This window comes from Hyalangium minutum, assembly GCF_000737315.1.
GTDB classification, from domain to species: domain Bacteria; phylum Myxococcota; class Myxococcia; order Myxococcales; family Myxococcaceae; genus Hyalangium; species Hyalangium minutum.
This window is the reverse complement of record NZ_JMCB01000014.1, coordinates 276,168-297,885: the sequence shown is the minus strand read 5'-3', so window position 1 is coordinate 297,885 and position 21,718 is coordinate 276,168. Positions and strand designations below refer to the sequence as shown.

18 protein-coding genes are annotated in these 21,718 nt (G+C 67.6%); 14 read left to right on the top strand and 4 right to left on the bottom strand.

Going from position 1 to position 21,718, the window contains the following annotated elements; all coding sequences use genetic code 11:
* Positions 1–112: 112 nt before the first annotated feature.
* Complete coding sequence (locus tag DB31_RS48205) at positions 113–1,513, bottom strand: Sir2 family NAD-dependent protein deacetylase (protein ID WP_083968932.1); 1,401 nt, start codon at positions 1,511–1,513, stop codon at positions 113–115.
* A 138-nt stretch (positions 1,514–1,651) separates the two neighbouring features.
* Between DB31_RS48205 and DB31_RS31930 the strand changes: the two genes are divergently transcribed.
* From DB31_RS31930 to DB31_RS31895, 8 genes are all read left to right on the top strand, one after another.
* On the top strand, positions 1,652–2,956 hold the full coding sequence (locus tag DB31_RS31930) for a Zn-dependent hydrolase (protein WP_044194559.1): 1,305 nt from the start codon (positions 1,652–1,654) through the stop codon (positions 2,954–2,956).
* 178 nt (positions 2,957–3,134) lie between these two features.
* Positions 3,135–4,406, top strand: a complete 1,272-nt coding sequence (locus DB31_RS31925; RefSeq protein ID WP_044194556.1) for a PQQ-dependent sugar dehydrogenase — start codon at positions 3,135–3,137, stop codon at positions 4,404–4,406.
* A 132-nt stretch (positions 4,407–4,538) separates the two neighbouring features.
* Positions 4,539–5,105: a hypothetical protein gene (locus DB31_RS31920; protein WP_044194554.1), complete on the top strand. Its 567-nt coding sequence runs from the start codon at positions 4,539–4,541 to the stop codon at positions 5,103–5,105.
* A 78-nt stretch (positions 5,106–5,183) separates the two neighbouring features.
* On the top strand, positions 5,184–7,094 hold the full coding sequence (locus tag DB31_RS31915) for a sensor histidine kinase (RefSeq protein ID WP_044194552.1): 1,911 nt from the start codon (positions 5,184–5,186) through the stop codon (positions 7,092–7,094).
* A complete protein-coding gene (locus tag DB31_RS31910; RefSeq protein ID WP_044194549.1) occupies positions 7,091–7,705 on the top strand; it encodes a response regulator transcription factor in 615 nt (204 codons plus the stop codon). The genes DB31_RS31915 and DB31_RS31910 overlap by 4 nt, the downstream gene beginning before the upstream one ends.
* A gap of 91 nt (positions 7,706–7,796) precedes the next feature.
* Entirely contained in the window at positions 7,797–8,768 is a 972-nt protein-coding gene (locus DB31_RS48200; RefSeq protein WP_157232275.1) for a lectin OAA family protein, read from the top strand.
* 69 nt (positions 8,769–8,837) lie between these two features.
* The gene (locus DB31_RS31900) at positions 8,838–10,547 is read left to right on the top strand and encodes an OmpA family protein (protein WP_044194547.1); all 1,710 of its coding nucleotides are present in this window, start codon (positions 8,838–8,840) and stop codon (positions 10,545–10,547) included.
* Positions 10,547–12,442: an Ig-like domain-containing protein gene (locus DB31_RS31895; protein ID WP_052420413.1), complete on the top strand. Its 1,896-nt coding sequence runs from the start codon at positions 10,547–10,549 to the stop codon at positions 12,440–12,442. The genes DB31_RS31900 and DB31_RS31895 overlap by 1 nt, the downstream gene beginning before the upstream one ends.
* A gap of 33 nt (positions 12,443–12,475) precedes the next feature.
* Here the strand turns inward: DB31_RS31895 and DB31_RS31890 are convergent, their stop codons facing one another.
* The gene (locus DB31_RS31890) at positions 12,476–12,889 is read right to left on the bottom strand and encodes a hypothetical protein (RefSeq protein ID WP_044194544.1); all 414 of its coding nucleotides are present in this window, start codon (positions 12,887–12,889) and stop codon (positions 12,476–12,478) included.
* 258 nt (positions 12,890–13,147) lie between these two features.
* Here DB31_RS31890 and DB31_RS31885 point away from each other — a divergent pair, with 258 nt between their 5' ends.
* From DB31_RS31885 to sitI6, 3 genes are all read left to right on the top strand, one after another.
* On the top strand, positions 13,148–14,200 hold the full coding sequence (locus tag DB31_RS31885; protein WP_044194541.1) for an isopenicillin N synthase family dioxygenase: 1,053 nt from the start codon (positions 13,148–13,150) through the stop codon (positions 14,198–14,200).
* Between the two features lie 76 nt (positions 14,201–14,276).
* Positions 14,277–15,662, top strand: coding sequence for an aspartate kinase (locus DB31_RS31880; RefSeq protein WP_044194538.1), 1,386 nt, complete (start codon positions 14,277–14,279; stop codon positions 15,660–15,662).
* 199 nt (positions 15,663–15,861) lie between these two features.
* Positions 15,862–16,599, top strand: coding sequence for a SitI6 family double-CXXCG motif immunity protein (sitI6, locus tag DB31_RS31875; RefSeq protein ID WP_063769283.1), 738 nt, complete (start codon positions 15,862–15,864; stop codon positions 16,597–16,599).
* 99 nt (positions 16,600–16,698) lie between these two features.
* Here the strand turns inward: sitI6 and DB31_RS31870 are convergent, their stop codons facing one another.
* Positions 16,699–17,235, bottom strand: a complete 537-nt coding sequence (locus DB31_RS31870) for a hypothetical protein (protein ID WP_044194535.1) — start codon at positions 17,233–17,235, stop codon at positions 16,699–16,701.
* 529 nt (positions 17,236–17,764) lie between these two features.
* Here DB31_RS31870 and DB31_RS45390 point away from each other — a divergent pair.
* The 3 genes from DB31_RS45390 to DB31_RS31855 are packed head-to-tail and all read left to right on the top strand — an operon-like array spanning position 17,765 to position 20,450.
* Positions 17,765–18,466: a DUF2381 family protein gene (locus DB31_RS45390; RefSeq protein ID WP_276203667.1), complete on the top strand. Its 702-nt coding sequence runs from the start codon at positions 17,765–17,767 to the stop codon at positions 18,464–18,466.
* Positions 18,445–18,633, top strand: a complete 189-nt coding sequence (locus tag DB31_RS51340; protein WP_044194532.1) for a DUF2381 family protein — start codon at positions 18,445–18,447, stop codon at positions 18,631–18,633. The genes DB31_RS45390 and DB31_RS51340 overlap by 22 nt, the downstream gene beginning before the upstream one ends.
* Before the next feature lie 8 nt (positions 18,634–18,641).
* Positions 18,642–20,450: a serine/threonine protein kinase gene (locus DB31_RS31855; RefSeq protein WP_044194528.1), complete on the top strand. Its 1,809-nt coding sequence runs from the start codon at positions 18,642–18,644 to the stop codon at positions 20,448–20,450.
* Between the two features lie 128 nt (positions 20,451–20,578).
* On the opposite strand, the gene DB31_RS47145 is transcribed toward DB31_RS31855, so the two are convergent.
* Positions 20,579–21,703: a fibrinogen-like YCDxxxxGGGW domain-containing protein gene (locus DB31_RS47145; RefSeq protein ID WP_075306323.1), complete on the bottom strand. Its 1,125-nt coding sequence runs from the start codon at positions 21,701–21,703 to the stop codon at positions 20,579–20,581.
* Between the last annotated feature and the right edge of the window lie 15 nt (positions 21,704–21,718).

Sequence of the window (21,718 nt, the reverse complement as noted above, 5' to 3'; positions counted from 1 at the left end):
TGCCCAGCACCGAGGCTGGTCACGCAGCGCCCGAGGTTCCACGTGCGCCTCGGGCCGAGGGCAGTGTTGGACTCAGCGCATGGAGAGGGACAGCGCCGGAGGTTCGTGTGGGCTACTCGTGGGATGGAGGCGTGCGTTTCGAGGCGTTATCACCGCGTAGAGCGCTCATCAGGGCGGGCAGCACCACGTCCGCCTCTCCCGGCACGAGCAGCGTGTCGAGGCTCCGTGACAGAAGTGAGGGCGTCCGCTTGAGCTCGATCACAACCGCCCCTCTCGCGCGAGCGACCCGAGGAAGGTCCGCCGCGGGAGCCACATCCATGGCCGTGCCAACCACCAGGAGCACATCGCATCGCTGAACGAGCTGGATGGCCTCGAGCATCCGCTCCGAAGAGACCCTCTCCCCGAAAAGGACGACGTCCGGCCGCAGCGGGCCGCCGCAGCTCTCACAGAGGGGCGGATGTGCCCGAGGGGCTTCCAGGAAGGAGGTGGCGGCCCGGCCGGTTCGGGAGTGGCAGGTATGGCACCGGGTCTCGAGCAGTGTGCCATGCAGCTCGATGACCGAGGGCATCGGTACCTGCTCTCCGTGCACCGTGCGGTGCGCCGCTTGGTGGAGCCCATCCACGTTCTGCGTGACGATGCCGATCAGGTTCGGACACTCCGCCAGCGCGAGATGTCCCGGGGCAGGAGCGTGAGGTCCCGTGCCCAGGAAGTCAGCAATCACCTTCCAGAGCACGCCAGGGTCCTCGCGAAACCTGAACACGGACACCGCCGCGTCACGGTCCCAGCGTTGCCACAGCTCCTTGCGTGTGGCCAGGCCACTACCGACCGAGATCCCCGAACCCGTCAGCGCCAGCACGGACCGAGCCTCGGAGAGCACCTGCGCGGCCTCGAGAGGCGTCACGATCCGCGACCGCTCCCCTGAGCCCTCCAAGGGCGGAGCATCCTCGGCGGCAGGTGCCTCGACATCGATCAACTCCGTCAGCAGGGGCGCGGCGCACTGGGGCAACGGTCTCGGTCCCGGGGCCAGGTCGCTCAAGGCATCCGTGAGCTGTCCGTGCACCCGGTGCTCCAGGAGCGGAGGAAGCGCTCCCGGTCCTGGCTCGAGGCTTGCCCGCAGGAACGCGATGGCCTCCTGCCGATATCCGGCGAACCGCAGTGCGATGCCCATCTGGTAGCGCGACACGCGGTGACCAGGCTTGAGGGTGAGTGCCCGAGAAAACCACGTGAGCGCCTCCTCGAGTCCACCCGAGACGAGCGCAAGTCCTCCCAGCTGCGCACAGGCTGGAGCCAGCGTGGGATCCCTCTCCAGCGCGGTTCGCAGCTCGGCTCGTGCCTCCTCGAGCTCCCCCAGGAGGCGGTGGGCGATGCCGAGGTGGTAGTGCGCGACCGCATGACCCGGCGAGAGCACCACCGCCTCACGCAGGCATGATACGGCCTCGCGCTCGCGGTTTGATCGGAGCAACGCCAGGCCCCGGTCATGGAGTTCGTGTGCGGCAGGGTTCGCGACAGGCATTCAGGAAGCAATCTACTCATGCCGAGTTGGAAAGAGGCCAGGCAGTTGCTCTTCGCCCATGGAAAGGTCTTGTCCTTTTGACCCGCTCCGGCCGGGGACGTGCCCACCCCTCCCCGCACCCGCGCTATGAAGGGGTCCATGAACCCTTCTTCGAAGCGCGTGATCTCCGATCTGAAGGAACTCGAGAAGCTCACCTCCGACGAGCGCGGCGCCCAGCGCGTCGCGTGGGGCCCCGTCTGGCGCAAGGCGCGCGAGTGGTTCGCAGGCAAGCTGAAAGAGGAACTCTCCCTCCCCGTGCGTCAGGATGGCGCCGGTAACCTCTGGACCACGCTCCCCGGCGCCTCCGAGCGGAGCATTGTCATCGGCAGCCACCTCGACTCGGTCCCCGGTGGCGGCTGGCTCGATGGCTGCCTCGGCGTGCTCGCAGGTCTCGAGGTCCTCCGTGTCTATGCCGCGAAGGGCGAACGCCCACCCGTCACGATTCACATCGTCGATTGGGCCGACGAAGAGGGCGCGCGCTTCGGCCGCAGCCTCACCGGGTCCGCAGCGTCCGCGGGCTCGCTCGATCCGCAGAAGGAGCTCGCGCACCTCGTAGACCGCGCCGGTGTGAAGCTCCCCGACGCGCTGAAGGAGAACGGCATCAGCCTCGATGGCATGAAGACCGCGCGGGAGTACTTCGACGGCCTTCAGGCCGAGGCCTACCTCGAACTGCACATCGAGCAGGGGCCTGTGCTGCAGGAGATGAAGCGCCCGGTCGGCGTGGTGCTCGGGACCATGGGCGTCGAGCGCCACCATCTGAAGTTCATCGGGCAGGCGGCGCACTCCGGCGCCGCGCCGCTGCACCTCCGCCAGGACGCGTTCCTCGCAGGCGCCCGATTCGCGCTCGCCGCGCAGGAGCTCGCGACGAAGCTCTCCGGCAAGACGCCTCGCACGCGCGTGGTCGCCACCTGCGGCGTGGTGAAGGTCGAGCCGAACTTCGTCACCGCGGTGCCGGGCCGCACGGAGATCTCCATCGACATGCGCGCGCTCGACGCAGGCGTGCTCGCGAAGCTGCTCGCGGGGACGAAGAAGGCGTCGCTCGCCGCGGCGAAGGAGTTCAGCGTCAAGGTCGAGTGGAGCCCGATCCTCAAGATCACCCCACGCATCTTCGACGAGACGCTCACCGGCTTCGTGCGGAAGGCGGTCAAGGGCGTCACCGGCCATGCGCCGGAGATTCCGTCGGGTCCGCTCCACGACGCGGCGGAGATGGCCGACATCGTGCCGACCGCGATGGTCTTCGCGCAGTCCTCACCGGGCATCTCGCACACCCGCATCGAGGACACGCCGGAGCCGGCGCTCGACAAGTCGGTGCGCGCGTTCCTCGCGACGGTCGAGCAGACCGTGGAGCACCTCGCGCGGAAGGCCGAGCCCCAGCGCAAGCGGGCCGCCAGCGGCCGCCGCTAGGAGCGTTTCCGCCCGTTGGAACAGCGCCCAGTGGGGGGCCGTGCGGCGCTTGGAATGAGGCACGCCGGAAGCCACGGTAGTGGACATCCGCCAGAGCGTTTGATGGCGCGCCTCTTCCACCTTGTTTATGGGACCTCCAAGAAGGCATTCCTTCCTGCCCTCTCTTGGAGAGAGTCCTATGCGAACGTTGTCGATGATCATCCTCCTGGCCGCCCTCCTGCCGGGCTGTAGCGGTAAGACCCCCAATCCGCCGGAGGGCACGCCGCAGCCCCCCGGGGACACGCAGCCGCCGCCCGAGGAAGCCCTTCCGAGCGGTCCCCCCGTCCCGACGGGCCCTCCCAACGTGCCCGAGTTCCAGCCGGCTTTCCCCGGGCAGACGCGCGCCCCGGCCATCCAGTCGAAGACGGCCTTTCAGGTCACCGAGATTGCCTCGGGCTTCAAGAATCCCTGGGCCATCGCCTTCCTCCCCGACCGGCGCATGCTCGTCACCGAGAAGCCCACCGGCTCGCTCTACATCGTCACGCCCCAGGGCGCGAAGTCCCCCGCCGTCGCCGGTCTGCCGCCCGTTGACGGCCGTGGACAGGGCGGTCTGCTCGACGTGGAGGTGGCCCCCGACTACGCCCAGAGCGGCCTCATCTACTGGACCTATTACGAGCCGCGCCAGGGCGGCAATGGTCTGGCGGTGGCACGCGCGAAGCTCGTGGAGGGTCCACAGCCGCGCGTGGAGGGCCTGCAGATCATCTTCCGCATGATGCCCACGCTCGAGTCGACCCTGCACGCGGGAGGCCGCTTGGTGTTCGCCCCCGACGGCAAGCTGTTCGTCACGCTCGGCGAGCGCTCCATCCTCGCGGGCCGGGTGCAGGCGCGCGATGTGCGGAGCCACTTCGGCAAGATCGTCCGCATCAACCCCGACGGCTCGGTGCCCCAGGACAACCCGTTCCTGAAGACCGAGGGGGCCAAGCCGGAGATCTGGTCGGTGGGACACCGCAACGTTCTGTCGGCGGCGCTCGACCGCCAGCAGCGGCTGTGGACGGTGGAGATGGGGCCGCGCGGCGGAGACGAGCTCAACCGCCCCGAGGCGGGCAAGGACTACGGCTGGCCCACCATTGGCTATGGCGAGGAGTACTCGGGTGCGCCCATCCACCAGAGCACGCAGGGCGAGGGCATGGAGCAGCCCGTGTACTACTGGGATCCGGTCATCTCGCCCTCGGGGATGACCCTCTACACCGGGGAGCTCTTCCCCGAGTGGCGCGACAACATCTTCATCGGAGCCCTGTCCGGCCAGGCGCTGGTGCGGCTGATGATGAAGAATGACCGCGTGGTGGGCGAGGAGCGGCTGCTTACGAACCTGGGCGCGCGCATCCGCGAGGTGGTGCAGGGCCCTGAAGGAGCGCTCTACCTGCTCACCGACGACGCCAACGGTAAGCTGCTCAAGCTCACCCCGCGCTGAAGGAACTCCGAGCGGCTCGCCCCCGCCGCCGGGCCGCTCGGACGCGACTCCCGACCGCTCGCACGGCCGCTGTCGTGCGGGGCTCTACTCCGCGCTACTGGATAGGCCTCACTCATGCACGGAGGCAAGGCCATGGCGGGGAACACGGAAAACGGCAGCGGACGGCTCGGGAGCCGTTGGAGGAGGGCGCTCTGGGGGACTGCGGCGCTTCTCCTGCTGGCGCCCGGGGTGGCGATGCAGTTCACCGAGGAAGTGGCTTGGGGCCCGGCCGATTTCGCTCTCTTCGGCGCCATGCTGTTCGCCGCCTGCGGCACCTACGAGCTCGCAGCGAGGGTGACGGGCAACACCGCGTACCGAGCCGCCGCTGGTGTTGCGCTCGCGGCGGCATTCATCCTCGTCTGGTTGAACCTGGCCGTGGGCATCATCGGGAGTGAGGAGAACCCCGCCAGCTTGATGTATGGTGGAGTGCTCGCCGTCGGGCTCATGGGTGCCCTCCTTGCGCGCTTCCAGCCCCAGGGCATGGCACGCGCGTTGGCTGGGACGGCGCTCGCCCAGGCGGTGGCCGCTGTGATCGCCCTGATCGCCGGATGGGGCAACGCCTTGATACTGACGGGGCTCTTTGTCGCGCTGTGGCTCACATCGGCCCAGCTTTTTCGGAAAGCGGCGCGGGAGCAGCGTCCCGCGGGCGCAGCGCCGTAGGGTGCCCCCGCAGGAGGTTCTCCACATGAACCTTTTGGGAATCGCCTGATACCCTCCATCTGGTTCAAAGTGTCCACCATGTTCTGGCGCACGGTCTTTGTCTTCTGCCTCCTATCGCTGATGACACCCCAGGCGGTGGCCCAGGAGGCGCGTCCGGCTGGCAAGTCCGTGCTCCTGCTCGTCCCCGAGGACACGGCGCTGCCCGCCATGGCGATGCTCGTCGCCAGTCTCCGCTCCTCCTTGTGGGAGGCTCAGGACGTCCCGATCACCGTGGATGTCGAGAGCCTGGATCTGGGCTGGGCCCGTGGGTCTTCATACACACAGGCCCTGCACACCTGGTATCTGGCCAAGTACCGGGAGCGCCGGCCGGATGCCCTCATCACCTTCCGCACGGACGCCATCCAGGTGGCCCTGCAGCTGCGCCGGGAGCTGTGGCCGGACATCCCGGTGATCATCCTCTCCGAGGACGAGCGGCTCTGGGAGCAGCAACCTCGCCCGGAGCGGGTGGCGGGCCTCTGGCTGCGTTATGACATGAGGGCCACCGCGGAGCTGGCCCTGCAGCTGCTGCCCGGCACACGGCGGCTGGCGCTCATCAACGGCGCCAGTCGCTGGGAGCGCGCTCAGCAGGAGCAGATGGTGCGAGAGCTGCAACCGCTGCTAACGCAGCGAGGGCTGGAGTTCATCGACCTGAGCGGCCTGCCGCTGGCTGAGCTGCTCGAGCGCGCGAAGACCCTGCCGGACGACACCGCGGTCCTCACCTTCACCTTCATGACCGACCCCAGCGGAAGGCCCTTCGTGGGGCGCGAGGTCGCGCGCCTGTTGCTCGCCGCCAGCAGCAGGCCCTGTTTCGCCCTCCACGACACCGTCCTAGGAGGGGGGTTCGTCGGCGGAGCGCTCGTCAGCTACGAGGCCGTGGGCCAACAACTGGGCATGCTCACCGCCCGCGTGTTGCGCGGAGAGGAGGGGGAGTTCCTCGCGCCCCTGAAGCCGGCGCCCGTGGACACGCTGACGGTCGATGCCCGCGCGCTGCGGCGCTGGGGCATCCCCCGCGACCGGGTGCCTCCGGGGGTGCGGCTCGCCTTCGACGAGCCCACGCTCTGGGAGCGCTACCGCTGGTATGTCCTGGGGGCCCTGGCGCTCAGCGGCCTGCAGGCGTTGGTGGCTGCAGGGCTCGTGGTGGAGCGCCGCCGCCGCATGCGGGCCCAGGCCGAGATCATCGAGCGCCAACACATGGAGAAGCTCGCGGAGATGGAGGCGCGCAGAACCCTGGATCAGCTGGCCCACGTAAGCCGGGTGGCCGCCATGGGCGAGCTGGCTGCCTCGCTGGCTCATGAGCTCAACCAGCCCCTGGCCGCCATCCTCAGCAACGCCCAGGCCGCACGCCGCCTGCTGAACGCCACCCCTGCGGAGCTGGGCGAGGTGCGCGAGGCGCTCGGGGACATCATCTCCGACGACAAGCGCGCGGGCGAAGTCATCCACCGCATGCGCGCGCTGCTCAAGCGGGGGGAGCCCCGGCAGGAGTTCCACTCCCTCAATGACCTGGTGCGCGAGGTGGCGCGCCTGCTGGCCAACGACATGCAACTGCGCGGCGCGACCCTGCACCTGGAGCTGGCCCCGTCGCTGCCCGCCATCCAGGGGGATGGAATCCAGCTCCAGCAGGTGGTGCTCAACCTGCTCATCAACGCCATGGATGCCATGGCCGATGTCCCCGCAGGTCAGCGCCAGATCCAGGTCCGCACCGCCTCGTCAGGCCCGGGGCAGGTGGCGCTGAGCGTGCAGGACTCGGGAGGAGGGATCGAGCCGTCGCGGCTGGCCCTCATCTTCGAGCCCTTCTACTCCACCAAGGAGCACGGGCTGGGCATGGGGCTGTCCATCAGCCGCTCCATCGTGGAGGCGCACGGCGGCCACTTGCACGCCGAGAGTCCTCCGGGACAGGGGGCTCTGTTACGGTGTGTGCTTCCTTCGGCGCACCCGGAGCTCTTGTCATGACACAAGCCCCCGCGACCATCTTCCTCGTGGACGACGATGACTCCGTGCTGCGGGGGCTGGGGCGGCTGCTGCGGGCTGCCGGCCATGCAACGAAGCCCTTCGCCTCGCCCACCGAGTTCCTCGAGCAACTGTCCGGGGACATGCCGGGCTGCGCCGTGCTGGACCTGAGGATGCCGGGGCTGAACGGGCTGGAGCTGCAGCAGGCCATGGAGTCCAAGGGCTGCCACCTGCCTGTCATCTTCATCTCCGGCCACGGGGATGTGCCTGCCAGCGTCAGGGCCATGAAGGCCGGCGCCGTGGACTTCCTCCTGAAGCCCTTTGATGAGCAACAACTGCTGGGAGCCATCTCCCAGGCCTTGCTCAAGGACGCGTCGGCCCGCGCCGGCCGCGCCGAGTCAGCCGCGCTGCAGGCCCGTCATTCCGTCCTCACGCCCCGCGAGCGCGAGGTGTGCACGCTGGTGGCCCAGGGGCTGACCAACAAGGAAGTCGCCCAGCAGCTGGGCACCACCGAGAAGACCATCAAGGTGCACCGCGCCCGCGTCATCCAGAAGCTGGGTGTGGACTCGGTGGCGGAGCTGGTGCGGTTCGTGGACCGGCTGGGCCAGGCCTGAGCCCACGCTGTCTAAGCACCAGGTCCAATATTCATTGCCTGACATTCTGGGTAGAGATGGCCGCATCCTGAGTGCTTTCAAGGAGCGCCTGATGCGTCGATTCCTATCCCAAGCCGTTGTGTTCACCGCAGTTCTTGTTTCACTCCTCACTGGGCAGGCCGCGCACGCTCAGGCCAACAGCTACACGGTGACGAATCAGTGGGGCGGGAGCACAGCCCCCTGGAATCCAGGAGGCACCTGGGTGCTGGGCGGCCGCCCGAACCAGAGTGTCGTCGCCATCCAGGTCAAGTCCCAGGATGATGGCCAGACGCTGACGGGCACCATGACTTACAACGGTGAAGGGCCCATTGGCTTCCGAGCCAAGGCCACAGGAAACAACCAGTACGCCGTGGAGAACCAGTGGGGCGGGGCCTCTGCGCCGTGGCAGCCGGGCGGCACGTGGGTCATTGGTGGCCGCAGCGGGCAGGCGGTGGTCGCTCTCGACGTGAAGTCGGCGGATCAGGGAAAGAGCCTGTCCGGCACCGTCACGTACAAGGGAGAGGGCCCGATCAGCTTCAAGGGGATGCTGGGCAGCGGTGCCCCAGCCTCGGCATCAGCCCCGGCTCCGGCTCCGGCTCCGGCTCCGGCCCCAGCGTCCTACGTCGTCCTCATTGCCAAGCACAGCGGCAAGGTGGTCGGCGTGGCCGGCCAGAGCAAGGACAATGGCGCCCCGGTGATTCAGTGGGCTCCGTCGAAGACCGACAACGAGAAGTGGATCGTCGAGCCCGCCGCGGATGGCTATGTGATTCTCAAGGCCATGCACAGCGGCAAGGTGCTCAACGTCTCCGGGAACAGCAAGACCCCTGGCGCCAAGGTCGTTCAGTGGCCGCAGTCCGGCACTGACAACGAGAAGTGGAAGATCGACAGCACGCCGGATGGCTTCGTCACCCTCACCGCCAAGCACAGCGGGCAGGTGCTCAACGTCTCCGGGAACAGCAAGGCTGACGGCGGGGAGCTCGTCCAGTGGCCGAAGTCGGGCACCGACAACGAGAAGTTCAAGCTCGTGAAGATGCCGCTGAACTGACGCGGCCCCTGCCTCCCTCGCTCGGGTCACCAGTCTCTACTGCCTTTCTATTCCCTCCAATGAGCTGACATGACCCGGCACCTCCTCTGGTGGTTGGCCGTCTGGGCCTTTCCTCTGACGGCCATGGCCCAGCAGGGCCCGAGCCTCCCACGCTCGGGCTTCGAGATTCATCGCACCCAGCCGACCCCCGCGGGCGAGTCCTCCTTCCTGGTGGACTCGCCCCGGTTCGAGTCGGGCACCTGGTCGGCGGGCATCAGCCTCGACTATGCCTACCGGCCTCTGGTGTTGGGGGTGGAGGATGAGGACGGAGAGTTCCAACAGCTCCGGGTCCTTATTCAGCACCAGCTGCTCGGTAACCTTGAGCTGTCGGGTTCGTTCTGTGGCTGCATGACGGTGTCGGCCTCGGTGCCGCTCACCCTCCTGGAGCGGGGCTCCTCCTCGTCCTCCACCAACGCCTCCTCGCGGGCCCTGGGCCTACGGGCCGCCGCCCAGGAAGAGCCGCTGGTGGGCGTGGTCCCCGTGAGCGGACTGGGCGCGAGTGATCCGCGCATTGGCCTCATGGTGCGCCTGTATGGCCAGCCCGGCCAGAGCGCCTTCTCCGCCAGCCTCGGCGGCACCCTGTGGGTGCCGCTGCGCAAGTTCTTCGACGGCACGGCCGCTCACACCAGCGATCTGGAGGCGCGCATGCTGTCCAAGCTGGTGCTGTCCGGCAGGCGCTCCTCATTACGCTGGTCCGTGACGGGGGGCTTCCTCCTGCGTCCCGAGGCGCACCTGGGAGAGCTGCCCGGCCCCGAGGGCAGCTCGGCGGGCTCCGAGGCTCAGCTCGGAGCGAGCCTTCAGTACGTCCACCCGGCGGGGCGCTTCGCGCTGGGCCCCGAGGCCTTCTACGCCACGGTGATCACGCCGCGAGCGTATGCCTTCAAGCCCTTCTTCTCGAGCCTCGATGCCCTGCTCGGCCTTCATGTCCGTTTCGGGGAACGGCTTCGCCTCGGAGTGGGCGCGGGGGCGGGCCTGCAGCGGCAGCCGGGGACACCGACATTTCGCCTGCTCGTCCGCATGTCCTATGACGCCCTCCGCGCGAGCGAGCGGGTTTCTCCGCCAGCGGCCCCGCCCCTCCGCCGCGAGCGCCCGCAGGTGCGCGTGCCTGCCCCTGCGGAGCTACCGCAGCTCACCCTGGGCCCTTCCCTGGAGACGCTGCGCGCGAGCCTGGATCTGGACGAGGACGGCGTGCTGAACGAGAAGGATCTCTGCCCGGACACGCCCATGGGGGACACCCCCGAACCCCGGCGCCTGGGGTGTCCCGTCAGCGATCCCGATCATGACGGCGTCTTCGATCCGGAAGACGCCTGCCCCGACGCGCCCGGAGTTCCCAGCCTGGAGCCGAAGATGAACGGCTGCGCGCTCAACCTGGTGGAGCTGAAGGAAGACCGGCTGATCACCCGGCAGCCCGTTGTCTTCGCCGCGGGCACGGATGTGCTGCTGGAGGAGAACCTCCCGGTGCTGCAGGCCCTGGCCCGGGCGATTCAAGAGCGCTCCTGGATCCAGCAGCTGCGCATCGAGGGGCACACCGACAACAGCGGCAACGTGGACTTCAACAACCTGCTCTCGCTGCGCCGCGCCGAGAGCGTGAAGCGGTGGCTGGTGGAGCATGGCATCGACGCCGGCCGGCTGCAGACCGCTGGCTATGGCCCCAGCCGCCCCGTCACAGACAACGCCACCCCCCTCGGGCGCGCTGCCAACCGCCGCGTCGACTTCATCATCACCGTGAGGTCTCCCTGATGATCCCGGCCAGCCTCGTGGCGCTCCCGCTCCTGCTCACCTTCGTGAACACCACCCTCGTGTGCGGCGATGGAGCGCTCGATGACGGCGAGCCGTGCGACGATGGTAACAGCACCAGCGGCGATGGCTGCGGAGTCCTCTGCGACATCGAGCCAGGCTACGGCTGCACGGGCATTCCCTCGGTGTGCACCGTGGCGTGTGGCGACGGAATCCAGGACGCGTCAGAGGCCTGTGACGACGGCAACGCGATGGACGGGGATGGCTGCTCGGGGGCGTGCACCGTCGAGGCGGGCTTCGGCTGCCAAACCACCCCCGTGAGCGCCTTCTTCACGCACCGGGGCAACTCGGACTGCACGACGGTCACCAGCCTCACCTCTCCCGTTCTTCCCAACTCCGTCGCCCAGGCCCTCCTGAGCACGCCCGGCCGGTACCGGGTTCAGTACGTCTCGGGCGCCATCAGCTACTATGCGGGAGGAGCCTGGCTGCCGGGAGTCCTGGGCGTGAACTTCACTGGCGCATCAGGCCTCGGCGTCGTCTCCCTGGGTGCCAACCCTCCCGGCGGGCAGCCCTCGCGCGTGGCGGCCATGAGTGCCGGCTTCAGCGTTGGACTGAAGAGGGACTTCGAGGCGGTCTCCGGTCCCGTGCTCCTGGGAATGGTGGACACCGACTGCGCGGCGAACAACAACAGCAACACGATCATCATCTACCGCGTGGATGCGCTCGCCATCTGCCAGCAGGAGCCCGTCATCTCCCAGGCCCCCGCTGGGAATGTGCCCCAAGCCTTCGCGGGGCAATCCGCTCCTGGCACGACGGTGGAAGTCTACCTCGATGGAGGCGCCACGCCCGCGTGTACGGCGGTGGCCAGCGGGTCCGGCGAGTGGACCTGTGCCATCCCAGCGCTCGCGGAGGGGCCTCATTCGGCGGTGGCCACGGTTACCAGGTTGAGTGCCACGGTGAGTTCGGCCCCGGTGGTCTTCCTCCGGGACACGATCGCCCCGGCGGCTCCTTCGGTCCTCACTCCGGCGCAAGGCGCTGTCGTCAGCGCGGCGCCTGAGCTCGGGGGGCTGGCGGAGCCCGGCAGCCAGATCACGGTGGCCGAGGACGCTCTCATCCTCTGCACCGCCACCACCTCCGCCAGTGGCAACTGGAGCTGCATGCCCTCGCAGCCGCTCGTCGCAGGCCCGCACACCGTGCTGGCCACCGCGACGGACGTGGCGACCAACAGCTCCTCGTCCTCGGCCTGGCGCGCCTTCATCGTGGATGCGGCGGCGCCCGCAGCACCGGCCCTGACGGAGCCGGGACCTGGCCAGGCGCTGGCGGCCAATACTCCCCGCGTGGGAGGAGTCGCGGAGCCAGGCTCCCTCGTCCGTGTTCACCTCGACGGCCTGGCGGTGCCTGTCTGCACGGCGGTGGCCGCGGTGGACGGCTCCTGGAACTGCACGGTGGGCACGCCGCTGGCCGAGGGCGGGCACATGCTCACGGCCACCGCCACGGATGCCGTGGGGAACAGGGGCCCGGACACCCTCGCTACCTCCTTCACGGTCGACACCCAGGCGCCGGACACCTTCATCACGAGTGGCCCTCCGGCCCTCGTCCTCGGCGTGGAGGCGGAGTTCGAGTTCTCCTCGGACGAGGCGGGAGTGGCCTACGAGTGCAGCCTGGACGAGGACAGCTTCACGCCTTGCGTGTCCCGCTACACCCTTGCGCCGGGTGCCCATGTGCTGCGCGTCCGCGCGGTGGACGCCGCGGGGAACGCCGATCCTCTGCCCGCCGAGGCGCAGTGGACGGTCAAGCTGCCCCACCTGGCGGGAGGAGGGTGCAGCGCCGCGCCGCGCCCGACCGCGTGGCTGACGCTGCTGGCGCTGGCGGCACTCCGGCCGCGCGCTCGGTCCTAGCGAGGGGGGCGCGGGGGTGGGAGGAGGCGGCGCTCACTTCTTGGAGCGCAGCTCCTCCCAGATGGGGCGGTAGTCGTAGGTGGCGTACATCTCGGTGCGGAACGCGCCCCATGCGCCCTTCTCGATGGCCAGGTTCACCGTGCGCAGCTTCTCCGGCGGCAGGCGCAGGGTGACGACCTGGCCAATGCCCATCATCACGTACCAGGAGACGACCTCCACGCCCTCGGGAGGGAAGTTCTTCCGGAAGCCGGTGCGATCGAGCTGGGCGTTGATTTCGTCCAGCGGCTTGCTCTGGTCATGGCGCAGGAAGAGGGTCAGCAGCAGGGTGCCGTTCGCCGAGGCGGGCTTGGCAGCAGGGGCCTCGGCGTGGGTGGGCAATGCCAGCGCGAGGCTGATGAGGAAGGCGGGAGCAGCGCGGCGGAACAGTGAGGGACGAAGCGGGTTCATGGGGTGTCCTCCACCTGCCACCTTAATTGCCCTGTCACTCCTGTGACACTCGCACGCTGCACTCGAACCGCGAAGAGGGTGGGGCCCGGCTATGCATCCGTCTGCCCGCCAGTGTCTCCCACCCTGAGTCCGTTGCCGCGTGAGCGGGCGTCGATTTAGGTGAGGGCTCGGAAGCCTGGGACTGCCGGGGAGGTGTCGCGGGACTTGCGTCCGAACCAGGGCGTCCCCTCCAATAGCGCCCCCCAGGAGCTTCTCACCATGAATGTCGTGCCGGTTGCCGAAGGGTTCGCCCGTGTCCCCGTTCTGGATGTCCGTGCGCTCATGGAGCCTTCCTCGAGCGTCGCCGAGCGCCTCGCGGTCGCCACCCAGATCGGCGCGGCCTGTCGGGACAATGGCTTCTTCTACATTGTCGGCCACGGGGTCGACGCCGGGCTCCAGCAGCGCCTCGAGGACCTGAGCCGCCGCTTCTTCGCGCTCCCGCCGGAGGAGAAGAGGGCCATCCGCATGGCGCTCGGCGGGCGGGCCTGGCGCGGCTACTTCCCCGTGGGGGGCGAGCTCACCTCCGGACGCCCGGATCGCAAAGAGGGTCTCTACTTCGGCGCGGAGCTGGGGGACGAGCACCCGCTCGTGCGTGCTGGCACGCCGCTGCATGGTCCCAACCTGTTCCCGCGAGAGCCTGCCGGGCTGCGTGAGGCCGTGCTGGACTACATGGCCGCGCTCACCCAGCTGGCCCATGCGCTCATGAGAGGCATCGCGCTCAGCCTGGGCCTGGACGAGGAGTACTTCGCCGCGCGCTATACCTCGGATCCGCTCGTGCTCTTCCGCATCTTCAACTACCCGCCCGGCCCCGAGCACGCCGACGATGGTCAGCCCAGCTGGGGCGTGGGCGAGCACACCGACTATGGCGTGCTCACCATCCTCAAGCAGGACGACGTGGGCGGGCTCCAAGTCAAATCACGCGCAGGCGGGCAGGTGAGCTGGATCGACGCACCCCCCGTGCCTGGCTCGTTCGTGTGCAACATCGGCGACATGCTCGACCGGATGACGCGCGGGGTCTACCGCTCCACGCCGCACCGGGTCCTGAACCGCGCGGGCCGGGACCGGCTGTCGCTGCCGTTCTTCTTCGACCCGAGCTGGACCGCGGAGGTGAGGCCCATCGAGGCCGCTGCCCTGGGGGAAGCCGCGGCCGATGATCAGACCGAGCGGTGGGATGGCCAGAGCGTCCACGCCTTCCGTGGAACCTATGGGGACTACCTGCTCGGCAAGGTGGGCAAGGTCTTCCCTGACTTGCGAGCCGGCGTGCTGCCCTGAGCTCGGAGTGGATGGCCGTCACCTCGGCCTATTGATCGTGTAGAAGGGGGCTCGAAAGGAAGGACTCGGTTCGAGCATGGGCATCATCGTTCAGAAGTTCGGAGGGACCAGCGTTGGCAACGGCGAGCGGATGCAGAACGTCGCCGGAATCGTCGAGCGCACGTTGGCCAAGCAACCTGTGATCGTCGTGGTCTCGGCGATGAGCGGCACCACCAAGAGCGAAGGCACCACGAGCCTGTTGCTCGCCGCGGCCGACGCCGCGCGCCAGGGCGCTCCGTTCGCGCGCGAGCTCGAGCTGATCGAGCAGAACCACTTCAAGGCGCTCGGTGACAGCGTCCGCGATGCCGCGCTCCGCGACGAGGCGAAGCAATTCGTCACCGACGAGCTCACCCGGCTGAAGAACTTCCTCGACGCCATCTCGGTCATCCGTGAGCTGTCGCCGCGCTCGCAGGACAACGTGCTCGCGGTGGGCGAGAAGCTCTCGGCGCGCATCCTCACCGCAGTGCTGAACGATCGCGGCGTGAAGGCCGTGTTCACCGACCTGGCGCACGTCATCTCCCACGACGAGACGGCCGTGAACCCTGCCTTCTTCCGCCGGTTGCAAGGCCAGCTCGGCGAGAAGTGCCGGCCGCGCGGAGGAGAGGTGCCAGTGGTCACGGGCTTCTTCGGCCCGGTGCCCGGAGGACTGCTCGCCGCGGTCGGCCGAGGCTACACCGACTTCACCACCGCGATGATCGCTGCCGGCCTGGGCCGTGAGCAGGTCGATGAGCTGCAGGTGTGGAAGGAGGTCGACGGCATCTTCACCGCCGATCCACGCAAGGTGCCGAGCGCGCGCGTGCTCTCGCGCATCTCTCCCGCCGAGGCCGCCGAGCTGACCTACTTCGGCTCCGAAGTGCTCCACCCGTTCACCATGGAGCGCGTCGTCTCGGCCAACGTGCCGATCCGGATCAAGAACAGCTTCAAGCCTGATGCCGAGGGCACGGTGATCGCCGCGTCGCCGGCCGAGAAGGCGGGCCGCATCACGGCCGTGACGGTGAAGCGGGGCGTCTCCGTGCTCAACATCACCTCGAACCGCATGTACAACGCCTATGGCTTCCTGTCGCGCGTCTTCATCGCTCTGGCGGAGCACGGCGTGGTGGTCGATCTCGTCTCGACGAGCGAGGTCAGCATCTCCTGCACCATCGAGCGGCTCGCCGAGCCGGAGAGGGTTCGCGCGGCGCTCGGGGAGTTCGGCACCGTCGAGCTGACGCCGGGGCACGCGATCCTCGCCATCGTCGGCGAGGGAATGAAGCTGGCCACCGGAACCGCGGGCAAGATGTTCTCCACCCTGGGCACCGCTGGGGTGAACATCGAGATGATCTCCCAGGGCGCCTCGGAGATAAACATCAGCTGCGTGGTCAAAGAAGAGCAAGCCGTGGCCGGGCTGAACGCCGTGCACGATGCCTTTATCACCGCGGGTTGAGCTCTGCCCGCCACGGCCAGGGGCGTGCCCGGAAGGAGGCCCCCACGACCCGTGTCCTTGGCCGAACCTGTCAAGCTGTCCGACAGGTTTGCCCCGTGCGCACCCAGCGGTCTCATGGCGGGGGTGGACAATATGGGGCGCTGGGGAGCCTGTATCGCAAGCGGCTGCCGCAGTCGATGCCGCCTGGGTATTGAGAGCCATGCGATTCTACGTGTTGGATGACGTTCCGGACCCGCGTTACTTGGGCACGCACACGTATGGTCACAAATGGTACCTGCCGGGTACGCACTGCCCTGCGTGTGATGCGCGCTGGTCCACAGGAACAGATGCTTACCCGTCGGTCGATCTGTCCCCATTGCCCGTCAAGGAACAGAAGAAGTACTCGGCCCGGTTGGAGGAGGACTACGCGGAGTTCGAGCGGTTGCGCGAACAGCTCCGTCCTTTGATGCCGCCTGGCATTCCGCTCTGGCCAGGGACCAACCTGGGACCCATGGTGGGGTCGGCCCAAGGAGAGTTTGCTCCGTTGGTCCTCCATCACGCGTGGACACTGCTTATGCAGCCCGAGCCGTTGGAGCGGCTTCAGAAAGAGGGGCTGCGAGGCCTCAAGGGGTACCGCACAGAACTTCGCTTCCGAAAGAAGAACCCGCCGGAGTTGCTGGAGATGGAGTTGCTGCCATACGGCCAACTTCACCCAGACTGTCTTCCCCCAGACCGGCCAGCTCCCTGCTCGAAGTGTGGTCGTCAGGGCTGGACGCGCCCCTCAGAGCCGCTTCTCGACGCAGAGACGCTGCCTCAAGTCAGGCTGGCCGGTTTTCTGACGATGATCATCGCCACGGAGCGCTTCGTCGAGGCAGTGCGGCGGCTGGGCTACGAGCAAGACATTGCCTTCCGCGAACTGCCAGTGCGCGGCGTCAGAGCGGAAGAGCGTAGGGATTGAAGATGTCAGGAGGCACCCCTGGTTTCACAGCAGAGAAGGCGGAAAAAAGCTCGCGTCCCGGGCTTCCGGAACGCGGGGCTGTGACTCACGAACCTGGCCTCAGGACGGCTGGACTTCCGGCGGCAGCGGCTTGGTGGAGGCCGGCTTGCGCTGCAGCGCCCGGCGCATCTGCTCCACGCTGCACTGCGAGAACGGCAGCGTGGACACCACGCCCTTCTCGTCCGGCACCTCGATGGGCGTGGGGCCCGGCTCCGCGGGGTTCACCTCCAGGTCGGCGATCTCCTTGTAGCGGAGCAACAGCTGCAGGCACGTGACGCCGAAGCGCCGCGCCACCGGCTCGCTGAACACGCGGGCCACCGCCCCGTACGTGCTCAGCGTCGACTGGGACAGGTCCGCCAGGTGCTTGCTGAAGTACTCCGGGGCGTCCTTGTACCCAGCCTTCTCTGCCAGCCGCTGGTCCACGATGTGGTTGTAGATCTCCCCCATGCGGTGGTGGTTGGAGTTCTCCTGGGCGAACAGCTCGAGCAGCTCTTTGCGCAGCTGCTCCAGCGGGGTGCCCTCCGGGATGGCGCGGTGGACGGGGGGGCTCTCCGAAATGGCGCGAGCGGCTCCTGGGATCTTCAACAGATTGAACATGCGAGGGTTCTCCTGCGGGAACGCACCATGCGTTCCCGCCGCGTGTGTTCGCGGCGAAACATCCCCAGAGCACGCGGCGGGCCAACGCCTGGGCGCCTGCGAAAACAGGGACTTGCGAGAAACAGCCTTCCAGGAGGTCCACGAACGCGGACGATTCGTCCGCGCGGAGAGACGTTCACAAAAAAGAGCGGAGATATCAGAGGCTTACGAGGTTGTAGCTCAAAGCAAATCACCGAGGGGGCTGTGTAAAGCCTTGAATCAACGAGGGTGGGTTCCCCCCGCACCCGACAGGTGCAGTCCACGAACGTGGACGGTGCCTCCGGCTCGCGGGCCTGATGGCCAGTTCCGACTGAGTCGGAAGTCTGCGCTCGCCGCTCAGCGGGCAGGGGCAACACGCCGTGGGCCAGTTCCGACTGAGTCGGAAGTCTGCGCGGAGGAACTCTGGGAGGGGAGCGGTACGTCGCTGGCACCGTTCTTCTCCGGGGGGTAGGGTAGTGACCTTGGAGGTTCTCCTTCTGTGTCCCTACCCATGAAGTGGCTTCTGCTGGCCCTCCTCCTGGAGGCGAGCGCTGCGGCCGCCCAGCCCCCACTTCCCGCCCGCCAGCGCCAGGATCGGCGGGCCGCGCTGCCCACCACCTCCGCCGAACCCGTCCCCGAGCTGTACGTCGCCGCGGGAAACCTCACCCTGGTGGCCTTCAACGGCCCGCTGGACCGCGACAGCCTCGTGGTGGACCGCACCCGCTTCAGGTGGGTGGACGTCGGTGACCGCATCCTTGCCCTGGAGCCCTTCACGGACCTGGGTACTGGGGAGCGGCTCATCCTTCAGGTGGGCTTCAAGGACAAGGCCCTGCCTGCGAAGGCCGTGCTCGCGGTCGTCTCCAAGGTGGACGTGGTGGACGGGAAGGTGGAGGTGGACCGGCGGGCGAACACCCCCGAGGCTCTGCTGGCGGCCCTCACGCAGAAGGAAGCGGAGCTGGAGTCGCTCAAGGTCCGGTGCGAGGGAAGCGGGCCTGTGGGACTCATGTTGGCGGGGTGGCTCACCGCGGCAAGTGGTCCTTTGCGTCTGGAGGCGAAGTCCCCTGTGGCCGATGCCCGTGGGCTGGTGGTGCAACAGGCCTTTGGCTACCAGAGCACATCCTCCGCGCTGGTCGCCATCAAGCTGCACAACCTGGGCCTACAGCCCTGGGGCCGGGGGCGGCGAGCATCATCGTGCCCGGAGCCGTGCCGGTGAAGGTGCTCTCGGTGGCGATGAAGCCGATGCGGTTGGCGCCTGGCGAGCAGGGGCTCGTGGTGGTGGAGGCGGAGACGCCACCCTGGGCGACCCGTCAGACCTTCCACGTGGTGCTCTCGGATACCAGCGGCGAGCACCGCTTTTCCATCCACCTGATGAAGCAATAGCCCCACCCATGACGACAGAGACTTTTCACCCGGATCACCTCAAGCCCGGGGACATGGTGGGCACCTGGCGCATCGTCGAGTCGCTGGGCAGCGGCACCTTCGGCCATGCCTTCAAGGCCGAGCGGGATGGGGCTTTCTTCACGTTGAAGATGGCGGTGCGGCCAGCGCCGGAGCTGCCCCAGGAAACCTCTGAGAAGACCCTGGAGGAGCGGCAGGTGGACGGGCGCATGTACCATGAGGCCGCCATCCTCATGGCGAACACGAGCCATCCAGGGCTGCCTCACCTGCGCGAGGTCGGCCGGTGGCCGCACTCCACCAAGGACTACTTCTACTTCGTCACGGACTTCGTGCCGGGAGGGCCCTTCCATGCGTGGCGCGCGCAGGTCCGTCCCACCGCCGCCCAGCTCGTGGACGTGTTCATCGAAGTGGTGCGCGCGGTGGCCCGGCTGCACAGGCGCGGCGTCCTCATCCGGGACTTCAAGAGCGAGCACGTCATCATCAACCCGGAGGACAACAAGCCGGTGCTGGTGGACCTGGGCAGCGCCTGGCTGCCGGGGGGCTCCACGCTCACCGTGGGGCTGGCGCCGGGCACGCCCCATGCGCTGCCGCCCGAGTGCATTGCCTTCATTCGCCAGGGTGCGTGGAGGGAGGGCGCCCGGTTCAACGCGGACGCCACGGGAGACCTCTACCAGGTAGGGGTCTTCATGTACGAGGCCCTCACAGACGGCTGGCCCTTCAATCCCCGGTTGACGAAAGACGAGCTGCTGGTGGCCATCGAGACCGTGGTGCCGCGCGCGCCTCATCACATCAACCCCGAGGTGCCCGAGTCGCTGAGCCGCATCACGCTGAAGCTGCTCGAGAAGCGGCCGGAGGATCGCTACCCGAGCGCCGAGGCCCTGCTCCAGGCCCTCTGGGAGGCGGCCAAGGAGCGCTCCACGCCGGCCTGGAAGGTGCCTGTGGAGCTTCCCCCCGAGGGCCCCGCCCCGGCGACTCTGGAGGAACTGGAGGAGCGCCGCCTCCAGAAGCGGGAGGCCGAGCGCAGGGCCCAGGAGGCCCAGAAGGAGCCACCGGAGGAGTTGTCTCGGGAGCAGGCTGTGGAGCAGCTGTCCTTCCTCACCCGAGAGATCCATGGCCAGCTGCAGCTCGCCGATGAGGAGGCCGCCCGCCGCAAGCGGAGATGGAGGAGAATCGGCGGGGGAGCGGGGGCGTTGCTGTTGGGCCTGGTGCTCTTCGTGGCCTGGCAGGTGTGGCGCACGCCGGTCCCTGCTTCTCCCGCTGTCTCCGAGAAAGGAAACCCGTTCGTGTCCACCGTTCGCAACTCCCGGCCCGTGAGGGCCACCATCGCCTGGCTGTGCACCACCTTCAGCGTGGGATGCGCGGCCCCCCAGGTGCGGCCGATGTCGGAGGCCTGCCCCCAAGAGGCGCTCCGGAGCATGGATGAGAGGAGACTCTTCAGCGGGGCGCACTCCGTGGCGGTGGTCATCGACATCAACCAGCCCGGGTGGGCGTCACAACAGGGCGTCTACCGGCCGGGGCCCATCGTCAGCAAGGTGGTGAAGGGAGTCTTTGACTCAAACCCCTTGCCCGAGGGGACTCTCCTCTACGGGCAACTCTGGACGGAGGGGCTCACGAAGGAGGGGGAGCCGGCGGTCATGGGCCGCTACACCGAGGTCCTTCTGCCGGATGGTGTCCGGTTCCCCGTCTGCTTCGTGCTGGCTGACCCGCATACAGGGCTCTTCAAGACGTTTGAATCCAAGCCAGGGGAGGTGATCCTGCCGCGAGAGTCGAGCGCTTTCCCCGTCCGTTACTGGCCGTGAGTCCGGCACGGTCGGCCAAGAACTGGAGCCGTGCGCGGCCACCAGTCCTGCCCCGGTACGAAAACCGGGGCAGACTCAGACGCAGATGGACAAGAGCCATGCCCAAGCGCGTGAGGGAAGTCCTTGGACTACTTGAACCACAGCCGAACGGTTTGACTCGTAGTTCCCGCGCAACTGATCGCAGCTCCGGGAGGCCAACTCGGATCCAGGTTGAACATGAAGGCCCGGATGCTGCAATACTGCCCAGCGTTGTTCTGGCCGATGCCCATACTGCCATTGGCGGTTGTCACCGGTGACACAGGAGTCGAGAAGGAGCGAGAAGTAAACCCTTGGCTGCAGGGGCCGATCGGCTTGTTGTGTAGGCTGTTCTCCCAATCTACCACGCAACTTGGCCGGAAATAGACTCGATTGGTGTCATCCGTCAGAACCCAGGCGACCGTTGGCCTCAGGGCCCTGATGGCGCTGGCGCCCAACCGGTAACTCGCAGTCAGACTGCCGAAATTCTGTGAATTGATGGTGGAGAAATCGTAAGGCAGGCGCTCGGACGGACTCTGGTTCATCATCAGCGTCCAGCCGCCACCATCCGTTGTCATATCACAGTAAACCCCAATGGGGTTCAGAGGACCGGCGTCGTCGATATCGACCTGGTACACACCGCTACCGGTCGACATCCCGCTCTCCAGAATCTCTCGACAGCTTGCCTTGAGAGCTGACTTTACCAAGTGGCCCGTGAAGTTGTATCTCATGAGGTGACGAGTTGCACCGCCAGAGCCGCTGCTGACGAATGTTTGGACATAGTCCCCCTGGTTGAGAAGGAGGACGAGGCTGTAGGTCCCAGTGTCACGGTTTCCAGCGCCCGCGCCGCTCCAGGCATATCCCTTGTCAATTCCATTGTGATGGATGTGCACAAACACATCGCTCGTCGTTCCACCCTGGTAGTAAGCGTCCTTCACGAAGGAGATGGTAAAGGAATAGAGACCTGGGCAGGGCGCGATGAAGGTTCCGCCCCCTGGGGTCCAGCCTCCCCCTACGCTCTCGTAGACGCCTGAGTAGCCAAGCAGGGTTGGCCCACCACTCGAGACATGGCCTGTCCCTACGACACTGAAGCCAACAATTCCTGATGCGGGACAGCCGCTGGAAGAGGACAGTCCTGAACTTTGATTCAGGACAGGGTCTAGCCCGGATCGATCACAAAGGGAGGGAACACCGCGTAGCGACCGGCCGATAACTGGAGAGTTCTCAAGGCTTTCCACTCATTGGAAGGAGCT

Excerpts from the sequence above, each read along its gene's own strand:
- DB31_RS31930 (WP_044194559.1), top strand. The coding sequence starts at position 1,652 with ATGAACCCTTCTTCGAAGCGCGTGATCTCCGATCTGAAGGAACTCGAG.
- DB31_RS31890 (WP_044194544.1), bottom strand. The coding sequence starts at position 12,889 with ATGAACCCGCTTCGTCCCTCACTGTTCCGCCGCGCTGCTCCCGCCTTC.
- sitI6 (WP_063769283.1), top strand. The coding sequence starts at position 15,862 with ATGCGATTCTACGTGTTGGATGACGTTCCGGACCCGCGTTACTTGGGC.
- DB31_RS31855 (WP_044194528.1), top strand. The coding sequence starts at position 18,642 with ATGACGACAGAGACTTTTCACCCGGATCACCTCAAGCCCGGGGACATG.
- DB31_RS31870 (WP_044194535.1), bottom strand. The coding sequence starts at position 17,235 with ATGTTCAATCTGTTGAAGATCCCAGGAGCCGCTCGCGCCATTTCGGAG.
- DB31_RS31900 (WP_044194547.1), top strand. The coding sequence starts at position 8,838 with ATGACCCGGCACCTCCTCTGGTGGTTGGCCGTCTGGGCCTTTCCTCTG.
- DB31_RS31880 (WP_044194538.1), top strand. The coding sequence starts at position 14,277 with ATGGGCATCATCGTTCAGAAGTTCGGAGGGACCAGCGTTGGCAACGGC.
- DB31_RS31910 (WP_044194549.1), top strand. The coding sequence starts at position 7,091 with ATGACACAAGCCCCCGCGACCATCTTCCTCGTGGACGACGATGACTCC.
- DB31_RS31915 (WP_044194552.1), top strand. The coding sequence starts at position 5,184 with ATGTTCTGGCGCACGGTCTTTGTCTTCTGCCTCCTATCGCTGATGACA.
- DB31_RS31885 (WP_044194541.1), top strand. The coding sequence starts at position 13,148 with ATGAATGTCGTGCCGGTTGCCGAAGGGTTCGCCCGTGTCCCCGTTCTG.
- DB31_RS48205 (WP_083968932.1), bottom strand. The coding sequence starts at position 1,513 with ATGCCTGTCGCGAACCCTGCCGCACACGAACTCCATGACCGGGGCCTG.
- DB31_RS48200 (WP_157232275.1), top strand. The coding sequence starts at position 7,797 with ATGCGTCGATTCCTATCCCAAGCCGTTGTGTTCACCGCAGTTCTTGTT.
- DB31_RS45390 (WP_276203667.1), top strand. The coding sequence starts at position 17,765 with ATGAAGTGGCTTCTGCTGGCCCTCCTCCTGGAGGCGAGCGCTGCGGCC.
- DB31_RS31920 (WP_044194554.1), top strand. The coding sequence starts at position 4,539 with ATGGCGGGGAACACGGAAAACGGCAGCGGACGGCTCGGGAGCCGTTGG.
- DB31_RS31925 (WP_044194556.1), top strand. The coding sequence starts at position 3,135 with ATGCGAACGTTGTCGATGATCATCCTCCTGGCCGCCCTCCTGCCGGGC.
- DB31_RS31895 (WP_052420413.1), top strand. The coding sequence starts at position 10,547 with ATGATCCCGGCCAGCCTCGTGGCGCTCCCGCTCCTGCTCACCTTCGTG.